16 protein-coding genes and 1 riboswitch are annotated in these 20,997 nt (G+C 71.9%); of the genes, 10 read left to right on the plus strand and 6 right to left on the minus strand.

All coding sequences use genetic code 11. The features are described from left to right. The first annotated feature begins 203 nt into the window (after positions 1-203). On the plus strand, positions 204-1,790 hold the full coding sequence (guaA, locus tag AC3EUV_RS06290; protein ID WP_435602357.1) for a glutamine-hydrolyzing GMP synthase: 1,587 nt from the start codon (positions 204-206) through the stop codon (positions 1,788-1,790). Between the two features lie 174 nt (positions 1,791-1,964). On the opposite strand, the gene AC3EUV_RS06295 is transcribed toward guaA, so the two are convergent. Further along, positions 1,965-2,471, minus strand: coding sequence for an SRPBCC family protein (locus AC3EUV_RS06295; RefSeq protein WP_435602358.1), 507 nt, complete (start codon positions 2,469-2,471; stop codon positions 1,965-1,967). Between the two features lie 143 nt (positions 2,472-2,614). Here AC3EUV_RS06295 and AC3EUV_RS06300 point away from each other — a divergent pair, with 143 nt between their 5' ends. Beyond that, the gene (locus tag AC3EUV_RS06300) at positions 2,615-3,400 is read left to right on the plus strand and encodes a class II aldolase/adducin family protein (RefSeq protein WP_435602359.1); all 786 of its coding nucleotides are present in this window, start codon (positions 2,615-2,617) and stop codon (positions 3,398-3,400) included. Positions 3,401-3,522: 122 nt separating this feature from the next. On the opposite strand, the gene AC3EUV_RS06305 is transcribed toward AC3EUV_RS06300, so the two are convergent. After that, positions 3,523-4,281, minus strand: a complete 759-nt coding sequence (locus tag AC3EUV_RS06305; protein ID WP_387232563.1) for a bestrophin-like domain — start codon at positions 4,279-4,281, stop codon at positions 3,523-3,525. Positions 4,282-5,284: 1,003 nt separating this feature from the next. Between AC3EUV_RS06305 and AC3EUV_RS06310 the strand changes: the two genes are divergently transcribed. Beyond that, positions 5,285-6,562 (plus strand): hypothetical protein, encoded by a 1,278-nt coding sequence (locus tag AC3EUV_RS06310; protein ID WP_432141594.1) that lies wholly within the window; start codon positions 5,285-5,287, stop codon positions 6,560-6,562. Positions 6,563-6,932: 370 nt separating this feature from the next. Next, complete coding sequence (locus tag AC3EUV_RS06315) at positions 6,933-7,478, plus strand: TQO small subunit DoxD (protein WP_432141445.1); 546 nt, start codon at positions 6,933-6,935, stop codon at positions 7,476-7,478. A 91-nt stretch (positions 7,479-7,569) separates the two neighbouring features. Here AC3EUV_RS06315 and AC3EUV_RS06320 read toward each other — a convergent pair whose 3' ends face one another. Both AC3EUV_RS06320 and AC3EUV_RS06325 read right to left on the minus strand, forming a co-directional pair. Further along, a complete protein-coding gene (locus AC3EUV_RS06320) occupies positions 7,570-7,800 on the minus strand; it encodes a hypothetical protein (RefSeq protein WP_432141446.1) in 231 nt (76 codons plus the stop codon). Further along, a complete protein-coding gene (locus AC3EUV_RS06325; protein WP_435602360.1) occupies positions 7,797-9,236 on the minus strand; it encodes a PspC domain-containing protein in 1,440 nt (479 codons plus the stop codon). The genes AC3EUV_RS06320 and AC3EUV_RS06325 overlap by 4 nt, the downstream gene beginning before the upstream one ends. Before the next feature lie 331 nt (positions 9,237-9,567). On the opposite strand from AC3EUV_RS06325, the gene AC3EUV_RS06330 reads away from it, so the two are divergent. From AC3EUV_RS06330 to AC3EUV_RS06345, 4 genes are all read left to right on the plus strand, one after another. Beyond that, on the plus strand, positions 9,568-11,283 hold the full coding sequence (locus AC3EUV_RS06330) for a serine/threonine-protein kinase (protein ID WP_435602457.1): 1,716 nt from the start codon (positions 9,568-9,570) through the stop codon (positions 11,281-11,283). A gap of 116 nt (positions 11,284-11,399) precedes the next feature. Continuing rightward, positions 11,400-12,698 (plus strand): PspC domain-containing protein, encoded by a 1,299-nt coding sequence (locus tag AC3EUV_RS06335; RefSeq protein WP_432141448.1) that lies wholly within the window; start codon positions 11,400-11,402, stop codon positions 12,696-12,698. 89 nt (positions 12,699-12,787) lie between these two features. Beyond that, positions 12,788-13,498 (plus strand): LuxR C-terminal-related transcriptional regulator, encoded by a 711-nt coding sequence (locus AC3EUV_RS06340; RefSeq protein ID WP_432141449.1) that lies wholly within the window; start codon positions 12,788-12,790, stop codon positions 13,496-13,498. 185 nt (positions 13,499-13,683) lie between these two features. Continuing rightward, positions 13,684-14,808: an alpha/beta hydrolase gene (locus AC3EUV_RS06345; RefSeq protein WP_432141450.1), complete on the plus strand. Its 1,125-nt coding sequence runs from the start codon at positions 13,684-13,686 to the stop codon at positions 14,806-14,808. A 34-nt stretch (positions 14,809-14,842) separates the two neighbouring features. On the opposite strand, the gene AC3EUV_RS06350 is transcribed toward AC3EUV_RS06345, so the two are convergent. Continuing rightward, positions 14,843-16,024 (minus strand): C40 family peptidase, encoded by a 1,182-nt coding sequence (locus tag AC3EUV_RS06350; RefSeq protein ID WP_435602361.1) that lies wholly within the window; start codon positions 16,022-16,024, stop codon positions 14,843-14,845. A 324-nt stretch (positions 16,025-16,348) separates the two neighbouring features. On the opposite strand from AC3EUV_RS06350, the gene AC3EUV_RS06355 reads away from it, so the two are divergent. Further along, positions 16,349-16,702, plus strand: a complete 354-nt coding sequence (locus AC3EUV_RS06355) for a hypothetical protein (RefSeq protein WP_018089587.1) — start codon at positions 16,349-16,351, stop codon at positions 16,700-16,702. 118 nt (positions 16,703-16,820) lie between these two features. Here the strand turns inward: AC3EUV_RS06355 and AC3EUV_RS06360 are convergent, their stop codons facing one another. Then, the gene (locus AC3EUV_RS06360) at positions 16,821-17,984 is read right to left on the minus strand and encodes a C40 family peptidase (protein ID WP_435602362.1); all 1,164 of its coding nucleotides are present in this window, start codon (positions 17,982-17,984) and stop codon (positions 16,821-16,823) included. Between the two features lie 7 nt (positions 17,985-17,991). Next, positions 17,992-18,176, minus strand: a riboswitch (cyclic di-AMP (ydaO/yuaA leader). A gap of 289 nt (positions 18,177-18,465) precedes the next feature. On the opposite strand from AC3EUV_RS06360, the gene pcrA reads away from it, so the two are divergent. Next, a complete protein-coding gene (pcrA, locus tag AC3EUV_RS06365; protein ID WP_435602363.1) occupies positions 18,466-20,919 on the plus strand; it encodes a DNA helicase PcrA in 2,454 nt (817 codons plus the stop codon). Positions 20,920-20,997 lie beyond the last annotated feature (78 nt).

Below are 20,997 nucleotides of genomic sequence, written 5' to 3' on the forward strand. Positions count from 1 at the left end.
ACAGACGCAGACGCCCCGGACCTTGTCGGCCCGGGGCGCCTGGGAAGTTGCTCGTCAGTGGATCAAGCAGCACGACCATGGCAGCCGGTTGGGCCGGTGCCATAGGTAAAGACGAAGGTCAGCTGCTTGTTCATGGGGCTCAGTATGAGCCCGTTAGAATCGAAAGTCCAACCCCTGCTCCACACCGCCGGAAGGCCGCCGAAGTGCCATCAGCGCCCCCTGCCGCTGCCCCGGACGTCGTCCTCGTAGTCGACTTCGGCGCACAGTACGCCCAGCTCATCGCCCGCCGGGTCCGAGAGGCCCGGGTATACAGCGAGATCGTGCCGTCCACCATGCCGGTGGCGGAGATGCTCGCCAAGAACCCCAAGGCGATCATCCTCTCCGGCGGTCCCTCGTCGGTCTACGCCGAAGACGCCCCCAGCCTCGACCGCTCGCTGTTCGAGGCCGGTGTCCCGGTCTTCGGCATGTGCTACGGCTTCCAGCTCATGGCCACCACCCTCGGTGGCACCGTCGACAACACCGGCGCCCGTGAGTACGGCCGTACCCCGCTGACCGTCTCCCGCCCCGGCTCCACCCTCTTCGAGGGCACCCCCGCCGAGCAGCCGGTGTGGATGTCGCACGGTGACGCCTGCTCCGCCGCCCCCGAGGGCTTCACGGTCACCGCGTCCACGGACGTGGTCCCGGTCGCCGCCTTCGAGAACGACGAGAAGAAGCTCTACGGCGTCCAGTACCACCCCGAGGTCATGCACTCCACGCACGGCCAGCAGGTGCTGGAGCACTTCCTCTACCGCGGCGCGGGCATCGAGCCGAACTGGACCACCACCAGCGTGGTCGAGGAGCAGGTCGCCGCGATCCGCGCCCAGGTCGGCACCAAGCGCGCCATCTGCGCGCTGTCCGGCGGCGTGGACTCCTCGGTGGCCGCTGCGATCGTGCAGAAGGCCATCGGCGAGCAGCTGACCTGCGTCTACGTCGACCACGGCCTCCAGCGCAAGGGCGAGTCGGAGCAGGTCGAGAAGGACTTCGTGGCCGCCACCGGCGTCCAGCTGAAGGTCGTCGACGCCGAGGAGCGCTTCCTGACCGCACTGGCCGGGGTCAGCGACCCCGAGCAGAAGCGGAAGATCATCGGCCGGGAGTTCATCCGGGTCTTCGAGCAGGCCCAGGCCGAGCTGGTCGCCGAGGCCGGCGCCGAGGGCGAGGAAGTCGCCTTCCTGGTCCAGGGCACGCTCTACCCGGACATCGTCGAGTCCGGCGGCGGCACGGGCACCGCCAACATCAAGTCGCACCACAACGTCGGCGGGCTCCCCGACGACATCGAGTTCCAGCTCGTCGAGCCGCTGCGCCAGCTGTTCAAGGACGAGGTCCGGATGGTCGGCACCGAGCTCGGCCTGCCCGACGCGATCGTCCAGCGCCAGCCGTTCCCCGGCCCCGGCCTGGGCATCCGGATCGTCGGCGAGGTCACCAAGGAGCGCCTGGACCTGCTGCGCGAGGCCGACGCCATCGCCCGCGAGGAGCTGACCGCGGCCGGTCTGGACCGCGAGATCTGGCAGTGCCCGGTGGTCCTGCTCGCCGATGTCCGCTCGGTCGGCGTCCAGGGCGACGGCCGGACGTACGGCCACCCGATCGTGCTGCGCCCGGTGTCCTCCGAGGACGCCATGACCGCGGACTGGACGCGGATGCCGTACGAGGTCCTGGCCCGGATCTCCACCCGCATCACCAACGAGGTCGCCGACGTCAACCGCGTCGTCCTCGACGTCACCAGCAAGCCCCCGGGCACCATCGAGTGGGAGTGATCCCGCCCATGGGGCCGGGGTGATCCTGCCGGTTGCCTGATGACGCCGCCGCTCGGCTTTCCTGCTGAGCGGCGGCGTTGTCGTTGGCCGGGCCGGTCGGGCCTGCTCCGGGAGGGAACGCCCGGGGCGGGGCAGCGGTGCGGCGGGCGCCGGCGGTGCGGCGGAGCCGCGTGCTCAGCCCTCTACGGCCGAGGCCAGCCGCTCCAGTGTCGTGGCCATCGCCGGGCCCATCCGTCGTGGGTAGCCGGGGAGTTCGACGATGAGACGGGGGAGCCGGGCGCGCGACCAGTCAAAGGTGTGGGTGACCCGGGTGACGCCCCCGCCTCCGTCGCCGGCACCGTCCGTGCCCTCCGCGCCCTCCGTGCCGTTCACGGGCGTCAGCTCGTAGCGCCAGCGCTGCCCGCCGACCAGCCGCCGGCCGCGGAACTCGCCCCAGGTCTCCCAGGCGATCAGCCGGTCCTTCTCGTACTCCACCACGACATTCACTGACCGGTACGCGATCCGGGCCTGTGCCATCCCCATGCTGAAGCGGTCGCCGGGCCCCAGCGGCGACGGCCCCTGCGGGCGGCCGCGCAGCATTCCCGAGCCGTCCAACTCGGCGTGCCGGGCCGGGTCCCGGAGGACGTCGAAGAGCTCCCGCGGTGTGGCGACGATGTCCCTGCTGACCGATATGGCCCTCATGGTGTGCCCCCTCTGCTGCCGTTCCTGGTGCCCTCATCATGCAGGCAGCCGGAAGTGCGCCGGTCGCGGCCCTGTTTACCTGCGGTAGCGGAAGGTACCTTCCGCATCGAGCATTACGCCGTACGTGCCAGAGGAGGGCCGCGATGCCCGAGCCGACGCCCATACCCACCGAACAGCTGCACTTCGCGATGCCGCCGACGCATGCGACCGTCGAGGCCGAGCGGCGCTACCGCAAGGAGCGACTGGTCGCGGCGCTGCGTCTCTTCGGGCGCCATGGCTTCGAGGAGGGCGTCGCGGGCCATATCACCGTGCGCGACCCGGAGTTCCCGCATTGCTTCTGGGTGAACCCCTTCGGGATGTCCTTCCGGCACCTCAGGGTCAGCGATCTGATCATGGTGAACGCGGAGGGAAAGGTCGTCAACGGCCGCTACCACGTCAACCAGGCGGCGTTCGCCATCCATTCCCAGGTCCACCTGGCCCGTCCCGACGTCATCGCGGCGGCGCACAGCCACTCCACCTACGGCCGGGCGCTGTCCTCGCTGGGCGAGCTGCTGGAGCCGATCACCCAGGACGTCTGCGCGTTCTATGAGGACCATGCGCTCTTCGACGACTACACGGGCGTGGTGGTCGACGAGGAGGAAGGACGGCGGATCGCGGCCGCCCTCGGGCCCCACAAGGCGGTGATCCTGCGCAACCACGGGCTGCTGACGGTCGGCGACTCGGTGGACGCGGCGGCGTGGTGGTTCCTCACGATGGAGCGTTCCTGCCAGGTCCAGCTGACCGCCAAGGCCGCCGGCAAGCCGGTGCTCATCGACCACCACAACGCCGTCCACACGCGCGAACAGCTGGGCAACGACCTGGTCGCCTGGATCAACTACCAGCCGCTGTACCAGCAGATCGTGCGCACCGAGACGGATCTCTTCGACTAGGGCGCTTCTGGGGGGCGGGGCAGCCGGTGGCTGGGTGGCCGCGTGGGCCGGGCGGCGGGGCGGCTGAGTGGGCCGGGCGGGTGCCCTGCGGGTCGTACGGAGGTCCCGCAGGGCACCCCGCCTCACGGGTGTGGGAACAGGTCGACGAACGGTGAGGCCGTCGCGGAGATGCCGCGGCTGAACGGGGCGTCGAAGTCCCAGACGAGGAACAGCAGGAAGGCGATCAGCGCGCTGAACAGGCCCGCCATCAGCAACTCCCGCCCCGAGCGCCGGATTTGCAGGGTGAACATGACGCCGATCGAGATGGCACCCCCGATGATCAGCCCGAACCACACCACCCCTGGCAGCGTCGACTCGGCCGCGTTCGCACGGGCGGTGCGGGCCCCGTCGGCCACCGCGACCTGGTCGACGAGGGGCTGGTACGACTGCCCCTCGAAGTCATTGCGCGGACGGTAGTCGGTGACATCCGCCCGGACCTTCGTCAGCAGCTCGGTACCGCGCCCGGTCAGCTCCCCCTGCTCGGCCATCACGGGCCACTCCTTGTGCACCACATGACTCACATACGCATCAACATCCGCGCGGATACGGTCCCGCACCGGCGCGGGGTAGGCCCGGGCCCGCGCGCTGACCTCGTGCAGGGCCTGCGCCTCGGTCCGTACGGTGTCCTCGGCCGCGCTGCGGGCCTCCCAGACACCGGCGATGGCCAGTCCCAGCACGATCGCGTAGACCACCCCCACCATCATCGTCAGATACTCGATCACATCGGGCGTTTCGGACGGGTCGTCGTCCTCGGCGATCCGGCGCTCCTTGAGCACCGTGATGGTCAGGACGACGCCGCAGGCAGCGGCCATGGCGAGGGTCAGCACCAGCCATTGCGACATGGAGACCTCCTACGAGGAACGGCGCCCGGCGGAACCGGACGAGGAGCTCGAACGGGGACGGAGGGCGGCGCCGGCCAGCACGGCCGGGGCGGTGAGCAGCAGGGTCGTGGTCACCATGGAGCGCCCGTCACGCGGCCGGTGGGACGGCCGTGCGTAGCTGCGGGGCAGGACGGGCGTCGGTGACGCCGGGCGGCGGACGACGGGCGGGGGCTTCGGCTTCGGTTTCGGCTTCGGTGGGGGCGGCGGCGCCGCGGGGCGGGCGCGTGATGTGGGCGGTGGTGGCGGGGGCGGTGCCGGCCGGGGTGTACGGGCGCGGGGCGGTGGGGGCGCGGGCTTGGGGACGTGCGGGCGCGGGGCCGGCCGGTGGGAGGGGGGCGGCGGCGCCTTGGTCCGGCTACAGGGGAAGTGCCAGCCGCGCGGCATGGGGAAATCGGTCGGTACGTCCACCGGCGGCGCCGTTCCGGCGTAGGCGCAATTGTCGCCGGTGACCGCGCGGTTGGGCCGGTCACGGGCGGTGGCCGTGGGCGCGACGACGAGCAGCGCGGCGATCCCGGCCAGCAGAAGGAACGCGGCGGCGGCCCGCGGCCCGGGACCGACCGGGCTGGGACCGTCCGGCCGTCGCGGCGCGTTCAGCCCTCGCGGCGCACTCGGCCGTCGCGGCGCGTTCGGTCCGGCCAGGTCATCGCGGCTGTGCGATCCGTGAAATCCGTTTATTTGACGCACGGCGAGAGCTTGCGCAGCGCGCCCATCGCTCAGCCTTCGCGGTGGCCCGGTTCGCCCGAATAGGGGATGTGCCCTGGTTACCCGGCCGGTGCGCCGGCCAGGTGTACGGGGGCGCCGATTTCGCCGGTCGTCAACACGGCGCTGCGCCCGCCCCCGGCCACCAGCTGGACGTTTGAGGGGCTTCCGGCGGGGGTGCGGCACAATTCGCTTTCGGAGAACCCAAGTTGATGATCATCGGTGGCAGGCGGTAGCGGACGTGTCGGTGGATGCGGCGGGCAGGATGGCCGGAACGGGCGAGCCGGGGGAGGGCGCGGAGGGCGCCACGGGCGGCGAGTGCCGGTGCGGACGGTGCCCGCACGGCGCCCGGGCGGGGCACCGGCAGGCGGTTGCCGCGTTTGTTGCGCTCCGTGAGGATTTCGCCGCCGGGCGCGGGGTGCCGGCCGGACTCGCGCGTTCCGCCGGTGCCGCCCGGCAGTGGGTCTCCGACGAACTGACGCTGTCCGCACGGGAGGTCGCCCGGCAGCGCGCCGCCGGAAAGACCGCCTGGCTGGCGGCCGTACGGTGGCGCACCCTGCTCGCCGTCTGGTGCGCGGCGGTGGCGCTGCTGGTCGGGCAGGCACTGTCCGCCCTCGGCACCGGCTGGACGGCGGCCCGTACGGCGGGGCTGGCCGCGGCCGTCGTACTGGCGCTGGGGCTGACCGCGGCGGCCTGGTGGCACCGGGCGCACGGCGGGGCGCTGGCGCCGCTGATCGGCGAGGACGGGCGGCTGTCCACCTCACGGACGGTGGCGGCGGGCTGGGCGGTCGCGGTGCTGTACGCCGTCCTCACGGTGGCCGTGCAGCAGGTGACGGCCGCGGGCCCGGACGAGCGGCGCATGCTGCTCCAGGGCGTGGCGCTCGCACGGTCCGGCGCGCTGCTGGTGGCGCTGGCCCTCGGGTGCGCGGTGGCCGTGCTGGCCTACGGGCTGGTGGCCTCGCGGGTGCGGTCGGGCCGGCTTCAGAAGGTTCCCGCGGAGCGACCGCGGGCCGCCGATCTGCTGACGGACGACGCGGGCCGGGGCAGCCTGCTGGACGTGCAGTACGTCCTGGTGAACGCGGCCGTGCTGGGGTGCGCGCTGGTACGGCTGGCCGGGCGCCCGGATCAATTGCCGCAGCTCCCCTGGGGCCTGGTGGTGCTCCTCGCGCTCTCCGGGGCGACCTATCTGTGGGGGAAGGCGGTGGCGGGCGGGCGGCCGGTGATCCTCTCGGTCGTCCGCTCCCGTGAGCTGGGCGATCTCGCCGCCCCGGTCCGTACCGGCGACGACATCGAGATCCGCGGCGCCGGCTTCGTCCCCCCGGGCGCCGGCACGCCCGACCGGCTCGCCCGGACCGTCGTACGCATCGGAGACGTCCATGTCCCCGTCCCCCTGGTCCCGGTGGCCGGCGGCTTCACCAACCCGACGGACGGCGTGCTGACGGTCCCGGTACCGGTCGATGTCGAGCCCGGCCGGGTGGAGGTCCGGGTGGTCACGGCGGCGGGCGTGGAGACGAAGGGATATGTGATCGACGTCGTGGACTAGGGGTGTCCTGTCGTCCCTGGCGGGCGGGGCCGGCGGTGCCGGTGGGTCGGAGTGTTCGGCGTGGCCGCAATGTCCGGCGGGGCCGGCGGATCACGGTCGGGCCTCGCGGATCACGGTCGGGGTCCGCGGCGCCTGGCGCGGGGCTTTGCCGGGTACCTGGCGCAGGTCATCGGACGGCGACGGGTGCGGCCGGTGACGTCCGCTGCCCTCCGGTGACGTCCGGCGCCCGCGCGTGACGATTCTGTGTGGCGTAGTCGCCTGAAGTGCATCGGTCCGTTGAACCTCTCGCGCACGTGCGTACGTATCTCCCCAGGAGGCGCGGGCGCGGGCACAATCGTGTGCGCCCGGTGGCAACGGAGAGGCGGACGTCATGGTGCACGCGAATCGTACGATCGGTGCCGACTTGGGAGGGGCGGGCGTCGAGGGTGCCGGCGCCGGGTTGCGGGCGCAGCTGGCGCGCCATGCGTTGCTCCCCTTGCGGCTCTTTCTGGGAGCGACCTTCCTCTATGCGGGCATCGACAAGCTGACGGATCCGGCGTTTCTGGCGGCCGGTGGCGCGGGTTCGCTCGGCGAGATGCTGCGCCAGGTCCATGACGCGGCGGCGCTGCCGCAGCTCGTGGAGATCGCGCAGAAGAGTCCGGTGGGCTTCGGCTATGCCATCGCGGCCGGTGAGCTGGCGGTGGGACTCGGGACTCTGGCGGGGCTGCTGGGGCGGCTGGCGGCGTTGGGCGGTGCGCTGATCTCGCTGACGCTGTGGCTCACCGTGAGCTGGGCGACCACGCCCTACTACTACGGCAATGACCTCGCCTACCTGGTGGCCTGGATCCCGCTCCTGCTGGCCGGGACGCCGAGGTTCTCCCTGGACGCCGCCCTGGCGAACCGCCGCAAGCGGCACGGGGCGCAGTTGTTCGGCTGAGGGCTGCCCCGTGGGCGGCGGGGTCGGTTCATGAGGGCCGGGGCGTGGGTGGTGGTGCCGGGGCGCGGTGACGGTGCCGTCGGTAGTCGTGTCAGGAGCCCTTCGGGGAGGTGGTGTCGGTGGACGGGTCGTGCGGGCGCCGGGTCCTGGTCCAGACGGCGGCGGTGATGCCGGAGAGGAGCAGGCCGGCCGGGAGGGTGAGGAAGAGCCAGGGGCCGGGGGCGTGCCAGAGGCCGCGGGCGTCGAGGCCGTAGGCCGTGCCGAGGGTGAGGGCGGTGAGGCCCGAGATCAGGCGGGCCGGTTCGAAGGGATGGCGCTTCACCGGTGGGCTCCCTGCGGGGTCGGGGCGGTCGGCGCGGCGGGTGCCGGTGGTGCGGCGGCCGGGGCGGCGCGGGTGACGACGACCTGTCCGGCGCCGAGTTCGAGGTTCAGCTCCACCGAGCCGCGCGGCTTCTCGCCCTTCTTGAGGCCATCGGCGGGGAGGTCGACCGTCCGGTGTCCGGCCATCAGATCCACGTCGTGCGGCGATTCGCCGGGCAGCTGGACATCGCCGAGGCCGAGCGAGATACGGAGCCGGGCGGTGACACCGTGCGGCAGCGTCACGTGAAGGCGGCCGGCGCCTACTCCCGCGCCGGTGTGGACCGTGCGGCCCGCCTTGAGGGGCAGGCCGGTGAGATCCAACTCCCCCTCCCCCGAACCGAGCTCATACTGCGGCCGGACGGCGCCGAGGGCGGTGGGGGCCCAGGTGCGCTTCTCCCAGTGGGCGGTGATGTTGTCGGGCAGCGTCGTCGAGCCCGCCAGCAGCAGGGCCGTCAGCACCACCATGAAGACCGTGCCGCCGCCCGTGCGTCCGTACCAGGCGCTGAGCGCCAGCCCGAGGCCGAAGACGGCCAGCGCGCACGCCAGGCCCGCCTGGAGGGACGGCGCCAGGCCGTCATGGCGGGAGACGGCGACCGCGGCGCCGCCACCGGCGATCAGCGCGAGCAGGAACGTCCAGCCCCCGATCGGGCGTCCGACGCGGCGGCCACCGCGCGGGGCGCGGGCCGGCGGCGCACCGCTCGGCGGCTCGGGCGGACGGCCCGCGCCGGACCAGCCGTCGTGCCGGTACGGGGCCGTGGCCGCGCCGTGCTCGCCCCGGTAACTGAGGTCGAGGGGCAGCGGGGTGTTGTCGGGCCCCCACAGATAGCCCGGGCCGGCCGCCTCCCCGGAGCGCTGGGCGCGCCACCAGGAGGGTCCGGTGGGCACCGGTGGCGCCTGGGTCTCGGGCGGGGCGTCGGCCACCGCCTGGGCCGTGGCGGTGTCCATCGCCTGTGGGCCCTCGGCCTCCACCAGCCGCCGCCGGCGCGACCAATAGGCGGAACCGGCCACCGCCAGCGTCAGCATGATGGCGAACGACATCATGCTGGCCTTGGCGAGGGTTGTCAGGAACAGTCCGCAGCCGACCAGCGCGAAGAGCAGGGCCGTCAGCGCGGAGCCCTCGACCCGGCCGGAGAGCAGCCGACGGCCCTCGTTCTGCTCCTCGCCGTCGAGGGGGATGAGCAGCCAGGCGAAGCCATAGGCGATCAGCCCGAGGCCGCCGACGGAGAGCACGGCGAGCACCACCCGGAAGATCACCGGGTCGAGATCCCACTGCCGGCCCAGCCCGGCGCAGACTCCGCCGATCACCTTGTGCCGCCGGCTGCGGCGCAGCGGCGGATGCGCGGCGGGTCCGGCGGGGCCGGCGGGCGCCGACTCCTCGGCGTGGGCTGCATCGTTCATGAGGCCATGGTGACAAGGGCGACCGCGCCGCGGTATCCGTGGAAACCCTGGCAGATCCCTGAGATCCGCCGGTGGCGGCCCTGAGATGCCCCAGGGGGGTCCTGAAACCCCTCGCGCGTTCGCATATGCCCCCGCGCCCGTGCTCAGACGGAGGAACAGATGTGGACGGGTGGTGGCCGGGGGGCTGCCCGGCGGTATCGACGACTATCGTTGCGCCCTGGATACGTACGGGTTTCCGGAGGGGCGTGCGGTGACGGAGGCGGCGTCGGTGGACGAGGGGCGACTGGTCGCCGGGCGATATCGCCTGGTTGAGCGGATAGGCCAGGGCGGTATGGGCACCGTCTGGCGTGCCCGGGACGAACTGCTCGGCCGTCAGGTCGCGGTCAAGCGTCTGCATGTCTCGCCGCAGCTCGACGAGGACGAACTGGCAACGCGCCATGAGCGCACCACCCGTGAGGCCCAGGCAGCTGCGCGCATCAACCACCCCAATGTGGTGAGTGTCCACGACGTCGTGGACGACGCCGGGATGCCGTGCATCGTCATGGAGTACGTCCCCTCCACGACGCTCGGCGACGCCATCAAGGAGGCCGCGCGGACCGACAGTTCGGTCACGCCGCGCGAAGCCGCCCGTATCGGACGCGGCATGGTCGCGGCGCTGCGGGCCGCACACTCCGCCGGTGTGCTGCACCGTGACGTCAAGCCGGGCAACGTGCTGCTCGGTGAGGACGGCCGGGTCGTGCTCACCGACTTCGGCATCGCGGTCGCCACCGGTGCCTCCACGCTCACCAAGACCGGCGAGCTGGTGGGCTCCATCGACTACTTGGCGCCCGAGCGCGTCAAGGGCGGCACCCCGGGCCCAGCCTCCGACTTGTGGGCGCTGGGAGCGACGCTTTATCAGGCGGTCGAGGGACGCTCGCCGTTCCGGAAGCCCACCGCCGTCGAGACGGCCTACGCGATCGCCATGGACCCGTTCGAGCCGCCCCGCAACGCCGGCACGCTGGCCCCGCTGATCGAGGCGCTGCTCGCCAAGGAGCCGGCGGAACGGCCGACGGCCGAGGTCGTCGAGCAGGCGCTGCGCGCGACCGAAGCCGAGGCGGAGACCGCGCTGATGGGCTGGTCGACGATGACCCTGGGGACGGTCGGGCGGAGCGGCACCGAGCAGGCCACCCCTGACGGTGAGACGGAGGCGCCCACCCGCCCGGTGCACGATACGGGCGAGGTGGCGGCTACTTCGGGCCGCGGCACCGGCAACGGGGAGCGTACGGGTGCGGTAACGGGTGCGGGGGCCGGTGCCGTTCCGGCCACCGGCGGCGAGGCCGTGACCGGCCCGGTCGCCGTTCCGGACGTGACCGGCGCCGGACGGTCCGCCGACCGCGCCGACGTGTTGCCCGGCACGGCGCCCCGTAAGAAGCACGCCCGGATCGTGGTCTGGAGCGTCGTCGGGGTGCTGATCGCCGGCGGCGGCGTGGGCACGACCTGGTACCTGATGCACCCCACCGAATCCGGTGGCTCCGGCCAGACGTCGGCGAACAAGAGCACCACCCCCGAGCTCCCCAAGGCCCCCGCCCACACCATCGGGCCGCTGCCGCCCCTTCCCGACGGTTACCACAGGGTCAAGGAGACCGCACTCGGCGTCAGCTTCCCGGTCCCCGACGGCTGGCAGCGCCAGTCCGACGATGCCGGCCGGCAGATCCTCTACACCTCCAAGGCGGAGTTCGCGCAGATCACCGTCAGCGTCCTGGACTTCTCCTCGGGGGACCAGGTGCAGCACTTCAAGGAGGTGGAAAAGGCCTTCCAGCGGAAGTACCCCGTCTACTCGAACCTGCGCTTGCAGCCCACGGTCTTCCAGGGGGATCCGGCCGCGATCTGGGAGTTCACCTTTGGCGGCCGGGCCCGTACCTTCCGGGGGATCGACCTGGGCTTCGGCCGCGAGGGCGACAAGGAGTACGCGATTTACGTGTCCGCGCCGAACGCCGACTGGGCGAAGTACGAGAGGGTGTTCTCGACGGTGAAGGACGGCTTCCGCAGGACCGACCCTCAGAGCTGAGGCGCTCCGGGCCGCCGGGCCGTCCCTCGGCACCGGCCCACACCCGCAAACCTCAGGGACAGCCTCAGGGACGACCCTGATGCCCCGGGCCGGGATGTCGTGTGACGATCGAGCACATGACCACCGCTCCGCCCCGCGCCGAGACGGGCTACGCCCCGGCGCCGGACCCTGACGACCCGCCCGTGCGCAAGCTGTACCGCAGCGCCGACGGGCGGCTGCTCGGTGGCGTCGCGCGGGGGCTCGCGGGCCATCTCGGACTGCCGGTCTCCTGGGTGCGGATCGTGTTCGTGGCCCTGTTCATGGCCGACGGGATGGGTGCGCTGCTGTATGCCGCGTTCTGGTTCTTCGTCCCCCTGGGTGTCGGAGGCGTGGAGCACCGGCAGCCCGGCGCGGCCGACGGCCGGCGCCGCCTGCTGCGTCACCGGCCCGACAGGGGACAGGTCTTCGCGCTGATCGCGCTGCTCATCGGAGCCGCGATCGTCGCCTCCCGATTCCAACTGGGCCAGGCCGACGGCTATCTCTGGCCGGTGCTGCTGATCGGCGCCGGTGTCGCCCTGGTGTGGCGGCAGGCGGACAACTCCCGCCGCGCCCAGTGGCTGGAGCTCGGCCGCCGCAAGGCCCTGCTGCCGATGGTGCGCGGCGCGGCCGGCGTGCTGCTGGTCGGCGTCGGGGTGACGGGCATCGTCGTGCTTCAGGGCTCGGTGCGCCATCTCGGTTCGGTGCTTCAGGCCGCGCTCGCCGTCGTCGTCGGCATAGCGCTGCTGGCGGGCCCCTATCTCGTGCGGATGGCCCAGGACCTCTCCGAGGAACGGCTGATGCGCATCCGCGCCCAGGAGCGCGCCGAAGTGGCCGCCCATGTCCATGACTCGGTCCTGCACACCCTCACCCTGATCCAGCGCAATGCCGACGACCCCCGGGAAGTGGCGCGGCTGGCCCGCGCCCAGGAGCGTGAGCTGCGCGCCTGGCTCTACAAGCCCGAGGGCCGCGGCAAGGAGGAGGACGAGGAGCCGGCCACCCTGGCGGAGGCGGTCCGCAAGGCCGCCGCCGAGGTGGAGGACGACCACGGTGTCCCCATCGAGGTCGTGGTCGTCGGTGACTGCCCGCTGGACGAGCCGCTGGGCGCCCAGATGCAGGCCGCCCGCGAGGCGATGGTCAATGCCGCGAAATACGGCGGCGAGGGCGGCGCGGTGCAGGTGTTCGCCGAAGTGGAGGGCCGCACGGTCTTTGTTTCGGTGCGCGACCGCGGCCCCGGATTCGACCTGGACGCGGTCCCCGAGGACCGGATGGGCGTACGAGAGTCCATCATCGGCCGTATGGAGCGCCACGGCGGCACCGCCCGGCTGCGGTCCGCCCCCGAGGGCGGCACGGTCGTCGAGCTGGAAATAGAGCGCGCGGCGACGGAGCAGGAGATATGAGCGGGCCGGGCGAGGGGCGGCCGGAGGCGACAGTGCGCGCCGGGGCACGGGATGATGGCGGGGCAGACACCGAGGGACGGGCGGAAGAGATGAGCAGCGAGGACGCACAGCAGGACGGGACCGGCGGGGCGGCCGAGGGCCGGACCGTTCGGGTCGTACTGGTCGACGATCACCGGATGTTCCGTACGGGCGTCCAGGCCGAGATCGGTGAGACCGGGCGCACCGGTGTCGAGGTCGTCGGCGAGGCCGCCGACGTAGACCAGGCGCTCACGGTCATCACGGCCACCCGCCCCGAGGTCGTTCTCCTGGACGTCCACCTCCCCGGGGGCGGCGGCGTCGAGGTGCTGCGCCGCAGCGCCGCGATGATGAGCGACGACGAGCGCCCGGTCCGCTTCCTGGCGCTCTCCGTCTCCGACGCGGCCGAGGACGTCATCGGCGTCATCCGGGGCGGCGCCCGCGGCTACGTCACCAAGACGATCACGGGCACGGACCTGGTCGACGCGATCTTCCGGGTCGCCGACGGCGACGCGGTCTTCTCCCCGCGGCTGGCCGGCTTCGTTCTGGACGCCTTCGCCTCGTCGGACGCCCCGCCGATCGACGAGGACCTCGACCGCCTCACCCAGCGCGAGCGGGAGGTCCTGCGGCTGATCGCCCGCGGCTATGCCTACAAGGAGATCGCCAAGCAGCTGTTCATCTCCGTGAAGACCGTCGAGTCCCATGTCTCCGCGGTGCTGCGCAAGCTCCAGCTCTCCAACCGCCATGAGCTGACCCGGTGGGCCGCGGCCCGGCGGCTGGTCTGACCTGCGGGAACGGGCACGGGGCGGACGCACCCGCAGCTTCATGACGAGGGCGTAACAAAGCACCACAGAAGGGCAACCAGGACCGGGCTGATCACCTCTAAGGGCGCGGAGAGGCTCACTGCCGAAGGCGGGGCCGGAACCATCCCTACGTCCTTCGCCTAGTTTGTCCTGGAAGCGAGACCCTGATGAGCCTGACGGGCACGCCCTTCTTCCTCACCTCGCTCACGCTGCTGATCGTCGCCGTCGTGCTGCCCTTCGCCCTCTGGGGCCGAATAGCCGGGCCGCCCCTGGTGCGCGGTCTCGCCCGGCTGCTGATGCTGCTGTTCGCCCAGGTCACGGCCATCACCGTGGTCTTCGTCCTGGTCAACAACGCCAACAGCCTCTACGACACCTGGGGCGATCTGCTCGGCACCGACAGCCATGTGGCGGAGGCCCGGGAGCTCGGCCCCGACGGCATGGGCGGCCGGCAGGTCGCGCATGAGCCCAAGCAGCTCCAGCAGTTCCGCCCGGCCGACGACCCCAAGGTGGGCCCCGGTGTCCGGATGACCGACCTCCAGGGCAAGATCTCGGGCGTGCGGGGCGAGGTGTACGTCTGGCTGCCGCCGCAGTACAACGACCCGGCCTACCGGAACAAGAAGTTCCCGGTGGTCGAGCTGCTGCCCGGCTACCCGGGCTCGGCGAAGTCCTGGATGGGCTCGCTGCACGCGGCCCAGCAGCTGATGCCGCTGATGCAGAACGGTACGGTCAAGCCGGCCATCCTGGTGGCGCCCCGGACCAACCTCCTCCCCGGTGTGGACACCGGATGCGTCAACCTCGCCGGGAAGGTCAACGCCGACAGCTGGCTGACCGTCGACGTCCGCAAGATGGTCATCGACAACTTCCGGGCCGGCGACAAGCCGGACTCCTGGGCCCTGGCCGGGTATTCGGCCGGTGCGCACTGCGCCGCCAAGCTCGCGCTGGCCCACCCCGACCGCTACCGCGCCGCGGTCGCCATGTCCGGCTACAACGACCCGGCGCTGGAGCGCGACTCGCTGGCCGGCAAGGACCCCAAGCTGCGCCTCGAATCCAACCCGCTGCACATCCTGAAGTCGGCGAACGCGGCCGGCAAGCCGCCGCGTACCGCGCTGTATGTGTCGGGCGCGGCCCGCGACGGCTACCAGTCCGGCCTCGCCCTGCGGCAGTTCGCGCAGCTCCCGACGACGGTGACCGTGCAGCTGATCCCGGCGAGCGCGGGCGGCCACACCACGGCGGTCTGGGAGCAGCAGGTCCCGCAGATCTTCCGCTGGCTGGGGACACAGCTCAGGGCGTGAGCCCAAGGGGACGCCACCCCCGCGCACCCCCCGGCTACGCCGGCCGCGTCGCCGCCGCGAACGGCATCTGGTCGATCGGTGCGATCCGTACCGGCGCGCCCGGATGCGGTGCGTGGATCATCCGGCCGTCCCCGACGTAGATCCCCACATGGCTGATGCCCGAGTAGAAGAACACCAGGTCACCGGGGGCGAGTTGGGAGCGGGCGACCCGCGGACCGGAGCTGATCTGGGTGTAGGTCGTCCGCGGCAGGGCGACCCCGCCGGCCTTCCAGGCGGCCTGGGTCAGCCCCGAGCAGTCGTAGCCGGAGGGGCCCGTCGCGCCCCAGACGTACGGCTTGCCGAGGGCGCTGTAGGCGAAGGAGACGGCGCGCGCGGCGCGGGGGTTGGGTGCCTGCGCCGCGGCGGCTCCCGACACGCCAGGAAGCCGGCTGAGCACGCCGCCCCCGTGGCCGCCCCCATCGCCGCCCCCGTTCTCCGCGCGGCCCTGGCGCGCGCTCCGTGCGCCGTCCCGGGCCGTCATCCGCTGCCGCTGCTCCGCGGTCAGCCGGGACAGCAACTGCTCGGCGGCGCCCAGCTTGTGGACGACGGTGACCCGGTGCTTCTTCAGCTGCGCCTCGGCGTCCGCCAGCCGCTCCACGGTGTCCTCGGCCCGCTGCCGGACCTGCCGGACGCTGCCGAGCCGGCGTGCGTAGCCGGCCACGGCGGTCGCCTGATGGCTGCCCGTACGCTCCAGCACCGCGGCACCGTCCAGATAGCGCTGCGGGTCCGCGGACAGCAGCAGCCGCACGGTCGGGTCGACGCCGCCGGAACGGTACTGGCCGGCGGCCAGGGTGCCCAGTTCGGCGCGGGCGGTGTTCAGTTTCCCGGTCCTGCGGGCGGCCTCGTCCTGGAGCCTGCTCAGCTCCTCGCGTGCGGTGTCGGCGGAATCCTTCGCACCGTTGTAGCTCTGCGTGGCCACCTCTGCCTCCTGGTACAGCGCGTCGACCCGGTCCTTGACCTGGGCGGGGGTGAGCCGGTGTGCGGCCTGGCCGGCGGCGTCGAAATCGGGGGTGAGGGGGGCGCCTGCCGCCTGCGCGAGGCCGAACGCGGGGGTGGCACCGGCCAGTGCCAGGGTGGCGGCCGTACGGGCGGTGCGCGCGCTGCGCGAGCCGCCACCGGTGAGCAAGGCGAGCGGATGCTGCCGGGGCTTGCGGTGCGAGGCCACGGTGGCCGTCACTTCCTTCCCTTCGAGCCGCGGGTGCGGCGGCGGTCCGTCACGGGGGCAACGGGCCGCCGCCGCACCACTCGGCGGGGGCGGCCGACGGAACGCCGGTGGGAGACCGGCGAGGCGGGGAGTCGGCCGCCTGAGGGAGGACGCTAAGCCTGGGGGTCGCGGCAGTGAGTGTGCTTGCCCGGGATTGTTCGCTTTCGACCGCGGCGGGTACGCGGGTGACCGCGGCGCCATGGCCGTACGGCCGGGACCGGCCTGGCCTGACCGAAGCGGCGATAGTGGGCGCCCTGCCCGAAGGGCCGTGCTATACGGCGGCTACGATCCAGCACTATGGACGTAGTAACCAATATCTTCGTCGGTCTGCACATCATCGGCATCGCCTCCCTGCTGGGCGGCTTTCTGACCCAGATGAAGGCGATGAGCGCGGGCACCGCCCGCTTCGTGCCGGCCATGCTGCACGGCGCCCTGACGATGCTGGTCACCGGCATCGTGCTGGTCGGCCTCAACCAGGCCCAGGACCACCCGCTCAACAACATCAAGCTCGGCATCAAGATGGCCGTACTGGTGGTGATCCTGGCGCTGGTCTACGTCAAGCGGGACGACGAGACGGTGGACAAGCCGCTCTTCGCCGCGGTCGGCGGCCTGACGGTGGCCAACATCTTCATCGCGGTGCTCTGGACCTGACGAGCCCCCCACTACGGCACACCGCGCGGTCCTCGCCTCCGGATACGGAGGCGAGGACCGCGCGGTGGCGTGTGGGGGGTGACCGTGGGGGGTGGTCTGGTGGGGGAGCGGGGCGGGCTCAGCCCGGACGGACGCTCCCGTATATCGGCATGTAGTAGATCGACTCCTCCCGGACGCTGGCGCCCGGCTTCGGAGCGTGCACCATCTTCCCGTCGCCCAGGTACATGCCGACGTGGCTGATGTCGTCATAGAAGAAGACCAGGTCGCCGGGCTGAAGATCCTTGGTGGCCACCCGCTGGCCCACCTTGACCTGGTCCCAGGTCGTCCGCGGCAGATCGACACCCGCCGCCTTCCACGCCGCCTGGGTCAGCCCCGAGCAGTCGTAGGAAGTGGGCCCGGTGGCGCCCCAGACGTACGGCTTGCCTATCTGGGCGCGGGCGAAGGCGAGCGCCTTGGCGCCCTTGCTGGTGGCCGAGTCGCCCGTGGAGCCACCCGTGGAGGAGCCACCACCGGTGGAGCCCCCTGTGGAGCCACCGGTCGAGCCGCCGCTGTCCTGCTGCCGCTGGCGCTCCCGCTCCTGCTGCTTGCGCGCCTCCTCCGCGGCCCGGCGCTTGGCCGCCGCCTCCTTCTGGCGCTCCAGCTCGGCCAGCCGCGCCTTCTCCTGGGCGGTCAGCCGGGACAGCAGCTGCCGGGCCTCGGCCAGCTTGTCCTGGACGGAGGCCTTGGACTCCTTCAGGGACGCCTGCGACTCCTGCAACCGCTCCAAGCTGCGGGTCGCCTCGGCGCGCTGCTTGGTGGCCGCCGCCTGCTGCTCCTGGTAGTCGGTGACGGCCTGCTTCTGCCGGCCGGTCAGCCGCTCCATGAGGTGGTTGCGGTCGACGAACTGCTGCGGGTCCTTGGCGAGCATCAGCTGCGCCGTCGGGTTCATGCCGCCGGTCCGGTACTGCGCCGAGGCGAAGGTGCCCAGCAGGCGCCGGGACTCGTTCATCTTCTCCGCGCGCTTGGCGGAGGCATCGAGCAGGCCGTCCACGGTGTCGCGCTGGGACTCGGCCCGCTCCTTGGCGGCGTTGTATTTCTGGGTGGCCACCTCGGCCTGGTGGTACAGGTCGTCGACCTTCTGTTTGACCTCTTCGACGGTCGGCTTGGGCGCCCTGGGGGCCGCTTCGGCGGACTGCGAGAGCAGGGTGACCGAGGCGAGGGCGGCAGTGGTGAGGCCGGCCGCTGTACGGCGGCCGGTGGGTGAGGCGAGAACGCTGGTGCGCGGCTTGCGGTGCGACGCCAAGACCGGCAACTCCTTCCGTGGACCGCCTACCGGGTTAGCTGTCGGGTTCGGGCGGTGTCGCTGACGGAAGGCTTGCCCTACGGTCCGGACGTCCACTGGCGACGGCCGTACGGATCGATTCACCCCGGTGGTGCTGGTGGGTCCCCGGCTCCGGGTGCCTGAGGGCAGGGCCGGACTCGGCGTCGGCGGCCCGTGCGAACCTGTCGTCCGCGGGGAGGCGGGCTGCCTGAGCGAGGACGTTAGCCAACTCGTGTGGCTCCTGTGAAGGCTGATGTTCGATATGCCCGAAACCTTTTCGTGACCTGAACGCGATGCGGGGGTTGTTGCGGCAGATGTCGGGTTCGGGTACCCGAAGCGCCGGCCGTACGACCGCGGCCGCCGGCCGTCTGACCTGCCGCTGCGCCGGGGGCCGCGCGAAGGCGGTCCGCAATCCGCCACTCGGCGGCGGACTGTCAGTGCGGCGGCCTAGACTCGGTGGGCGATGAGCAGCCTCTTTGATGACAGCTTCCTGGCGGACCTCGGCCACAAGGGCGAGGAGGAACACCCTCCGCCTCCCGAGGACGAGCACGGCCCGGCCCCGGAGGAGATCCCCGCCGACCTCTTCGGCGGGAGGTTCGACGCGCCCGCGCTCAGGGAGACGTACTACCGCGACGGCGCCGCCCGCCCCGCCATCGACCCGGCGACGCTGCTGGAGGGGCTCAACGACGAGCAGAAGGCCGCCGTGGTGCACACCGGCGGTCCGCTGCTGATCGTCGCCGGCGCCGGCTCCGGCAAGACCCGGGTGCTCACCCACCGCATCGCGCATCTGCTCGCCGAGCGGCATGTTCACCCCGGCCAGATCCTCGCGATCACGTTCACCAACAAGGCCGCCGGTGAGATGAAGGAGCGCGTCGAGGAACTGGTCGGCCCGCGCGCGAACGCCATGTGGGTCTCCACCTTCCACAGCGCCTGCGTCCGCATCCTGCGCCGCGAGTCCAAGAAGCTGGGCTTCACGTCCTCGTTCTCGATCTACGACGCCGCCGACTCCAAGCGCCTGATGGCCCTGGTCTGCCGCGACCTCGACCTGGACCCCAAGCGCTACCCGCCCAAGTCCTTCAGCGCGAAGATCTCCAACCTCAAGAACGAGCTCATCGACGAGGAGACCTTCGCCGGGACGGCCGCCGACGGGTTCGAGAAGACCCTGGCCGAGGCGTATGCCATGTACCAGGCACGGCTGCGCGAGGCCAACGCCCTGGACTTCGACGACATCATCATGACGACGGTCAATCTGCTCCAGGCATTCCCGGACGTCGCCGAGCACTACCGCCGCCGTTTCCGCCATGTCCTCGTCGACGAGTACCAGGACACCAACCACGCCCAGTACACCCTCGTACGCGAACTGGTCGGCCCCGCCGAATCCGCCGCCGAGCTCTGCGTCGTCGGTGACGCCGACCAGTCGATCTACGCCTTCCGCGGCGCCACGATCCGTAACATCCTCCAGTTCGAGGAGGACTACCCGGACGCGACCACGATCCTGCTGGAGCAGAACTACCGCTCCTCGCAGACGATCCTGTCCGCCGCCAACGCCGTCATCGAGCGCAACGAGAACCGCCGCCCCAAGAACCTCTGGACGGATGCCGGCGCCGGTCCCAAGATCACCGGCTATGTCGCCGACACCGAGCACGACGAGGCCCAGTTCGTCGCCGACGAGATCGACCGGCTGACGGACGTCAAGGACGCCAAGGCCGGCGATGTCGCCGTCTTCTACCGCACCAACGCCCAGTCCCGTGTCTTCGAAGAGATCTTCATCCGGGTCGGGCTGCCCTACAAGGTCGTCGGCGGCGTGCGCTTCTACGAGCGCAAGGAGGTCCGCGATGTGCTCGCCTATCTGCGGGTGCTCAGCAACCCCGAGGACACCGTCCCGCTCCGCCGCATCCTGAACGTTCCCAAGCGCGGCATCGGCGACCGCGCCGAGGCGATGATCGACGCCCTGTCGGCGCGCGAGAAGATCACCTTCCCGCAGGCGCTGCGCCGGGTCGACGAGGCGTACGGCATGGCGGCCCGCTCCGCCAACGCCGTCAAGCGCTTCAACGTCCTCATGGAGGAGCTGCGGACCATCGTCGAGTCCGGCGCCGGCCCCGCCACCATCCTGGAAGCGGTCCTGGAGCGTACGGGCTACCTCGCCGAGCTCCAGGCCTCCACGGACCCCCAGGACGAGACCCGGATCGAGAACCTCCAGGAACTCGCCGCCGTGGCCCTGGAGTTCGAGCAGGACCGCGGTGAGGACAATCCGGGCACCCTCTCCGACTTCCTGGAGCAGGTCGCGCTGGTCGCCGACTCCGACCAGATCCCGGATGAGGACGAGGAAGGCAGCGGCGTCATCACCCTCATGACGCTGCACACCGCCAAGGGCCTGGAATTCCCGGTGGTCTTCCTGACCGGCATGGAGGACGGCGTCTTCCCGCACATGCGCTCGCTGGGCCAGACCAAGGAGCTGGAGGAGGAGCGCCGGCTGGCCTATGTCGGCATCACCCGCGCCCGCGAGCGGCTCTATGTCACCCGCTCGACGATGCGCAGCGCCTGGGGCCAGCCCTCGTACAACCCGCCCTCCCGGTTCCTGGAGGAGATCCCGGACGGCTACATGGAGTGGAAGCGGACGGGCCCGGCGACGCCGTCCGCCTCCATGGGCAGCCTGTCGGCGGGCGGCGGAGGCGGCTTCGCCTCCTCCCTCTCGTCGTCGCGTGCCAAGGGCCCCAGCGGCTTTGCGACCCGCCGCACTTCGGACCGCCCGGCGGTCTCGCTGGCCATCGGCGACCGCGTCACTCACGACAGCTTCGGCCTCGGCACGGTCGTCGGCGTCAAGGGCAGCGGTGACAACGCCGAGGCGACGATCGACTTCGGCGGCGAGAAGCCCAAGCGGCTGCTGCTGCGGTATGCGCCGGTGGAGAAGCTGTAACGGAAGCCGGAAGCCGGAAGCCCCCGGGGATCTTCCTCGGGGGCTTCGTCGGAGCCGTAGGCGATCAGGCCGGATCAG

The organism is Streptomyces sp. bgisy130 (assembly GCF_057708345.1).

Excerpts from the sequence above, each read along its gene's own strand:
- AC3EUV_RS06295 (WP_435602358.1), bottom strand. The coding sequence starts at position 2,471 with ATGAGGGCCATATCGGTCAGCAGGGACATCGTCGCCACACCGCGGGAG.
- AC3EUV_RS06300 (WP_435602359.1), top strand. The coding sequence starts at position 2,615 with ATGCCCGAGCCGACGCCCATACCCACCGAACAGCTGCACTTCGCGATG.
- AC3EUV_RS06305 (WP_387232563.1), bottom strand. The coding sequence starts at position 4,281 with ATGTCGCAATGGCTGGTGCTGACCCTCGCCATGGCCGCTGCCTGCGGC.
- AC3EUV_RS06310 (WP_432141594.1), top strand. The coding sequence starts at position 5,285 with ATGGCCGGAACGGGCGAGCCGGGGGAGGGCGCGGAGGGCGCCACGGGC.
- AC3EUV_RS06315 (WP_432141445.1), top strand. The coding sequence starts at position 6,933 with ATGGTGCACGCGAATCGTACGATCGGTGCCGACTTGGGAGGGGCGGGC.
- AC3EUV_RS06325 (WP_435602360.1), bottom strand. The coding sequence starts at position 9,236 with ATGAACGATGCAGCCCACGCCGAGGAGTCGGCGCCCGCCGGCCCCGCC.
- AC3EUV_RS06330 (WP_435602457.1), top strand. The coding sequence starts at position 9,568 with ATGGGCACCGTCTGGCGTGCCCGGGACGAACTGCTCGGCCGTCAGGTC.
- AC3EUV_RS06335 (WP_432141448.1), top strand. The coding sequence starts at position 11,400 with ATGACCACCGCTCCGCCCCGCGCCGAGACGGGCTACGCCCCGGCGCCG.
- AC3EUV_RS06340 (WP_432141449.1), top strand. The coding sequence starts at position 12,788 with ATGAGCAGCGAGGACGCACAGCAGGACGGGACCGGCGGGGCGGCCGAG.
- AC3EUV_RS06345 (WP_432141450.1), top strand. The coding sequence starts at position 13,684 with ATGAGCCTGACGGGCACGCCCTTCTTCCTCACCTCGCTCACGCTGCTG.
- AC3EUV_RS06355 (WP_018089587.1), top strand. The coding sequence starts at position 16,349 with ATGGACGTAGTAACCAATATCTTCGTCGGTCTGCACATCATCGGCATC.
- pcrA (WP_435602363.1), top strand. The coding sequence starts at position 18,466 with ATGAGCAGCCTCTTTGATGACAGCTTCCTGGCGGACCTCGGCCACAAG.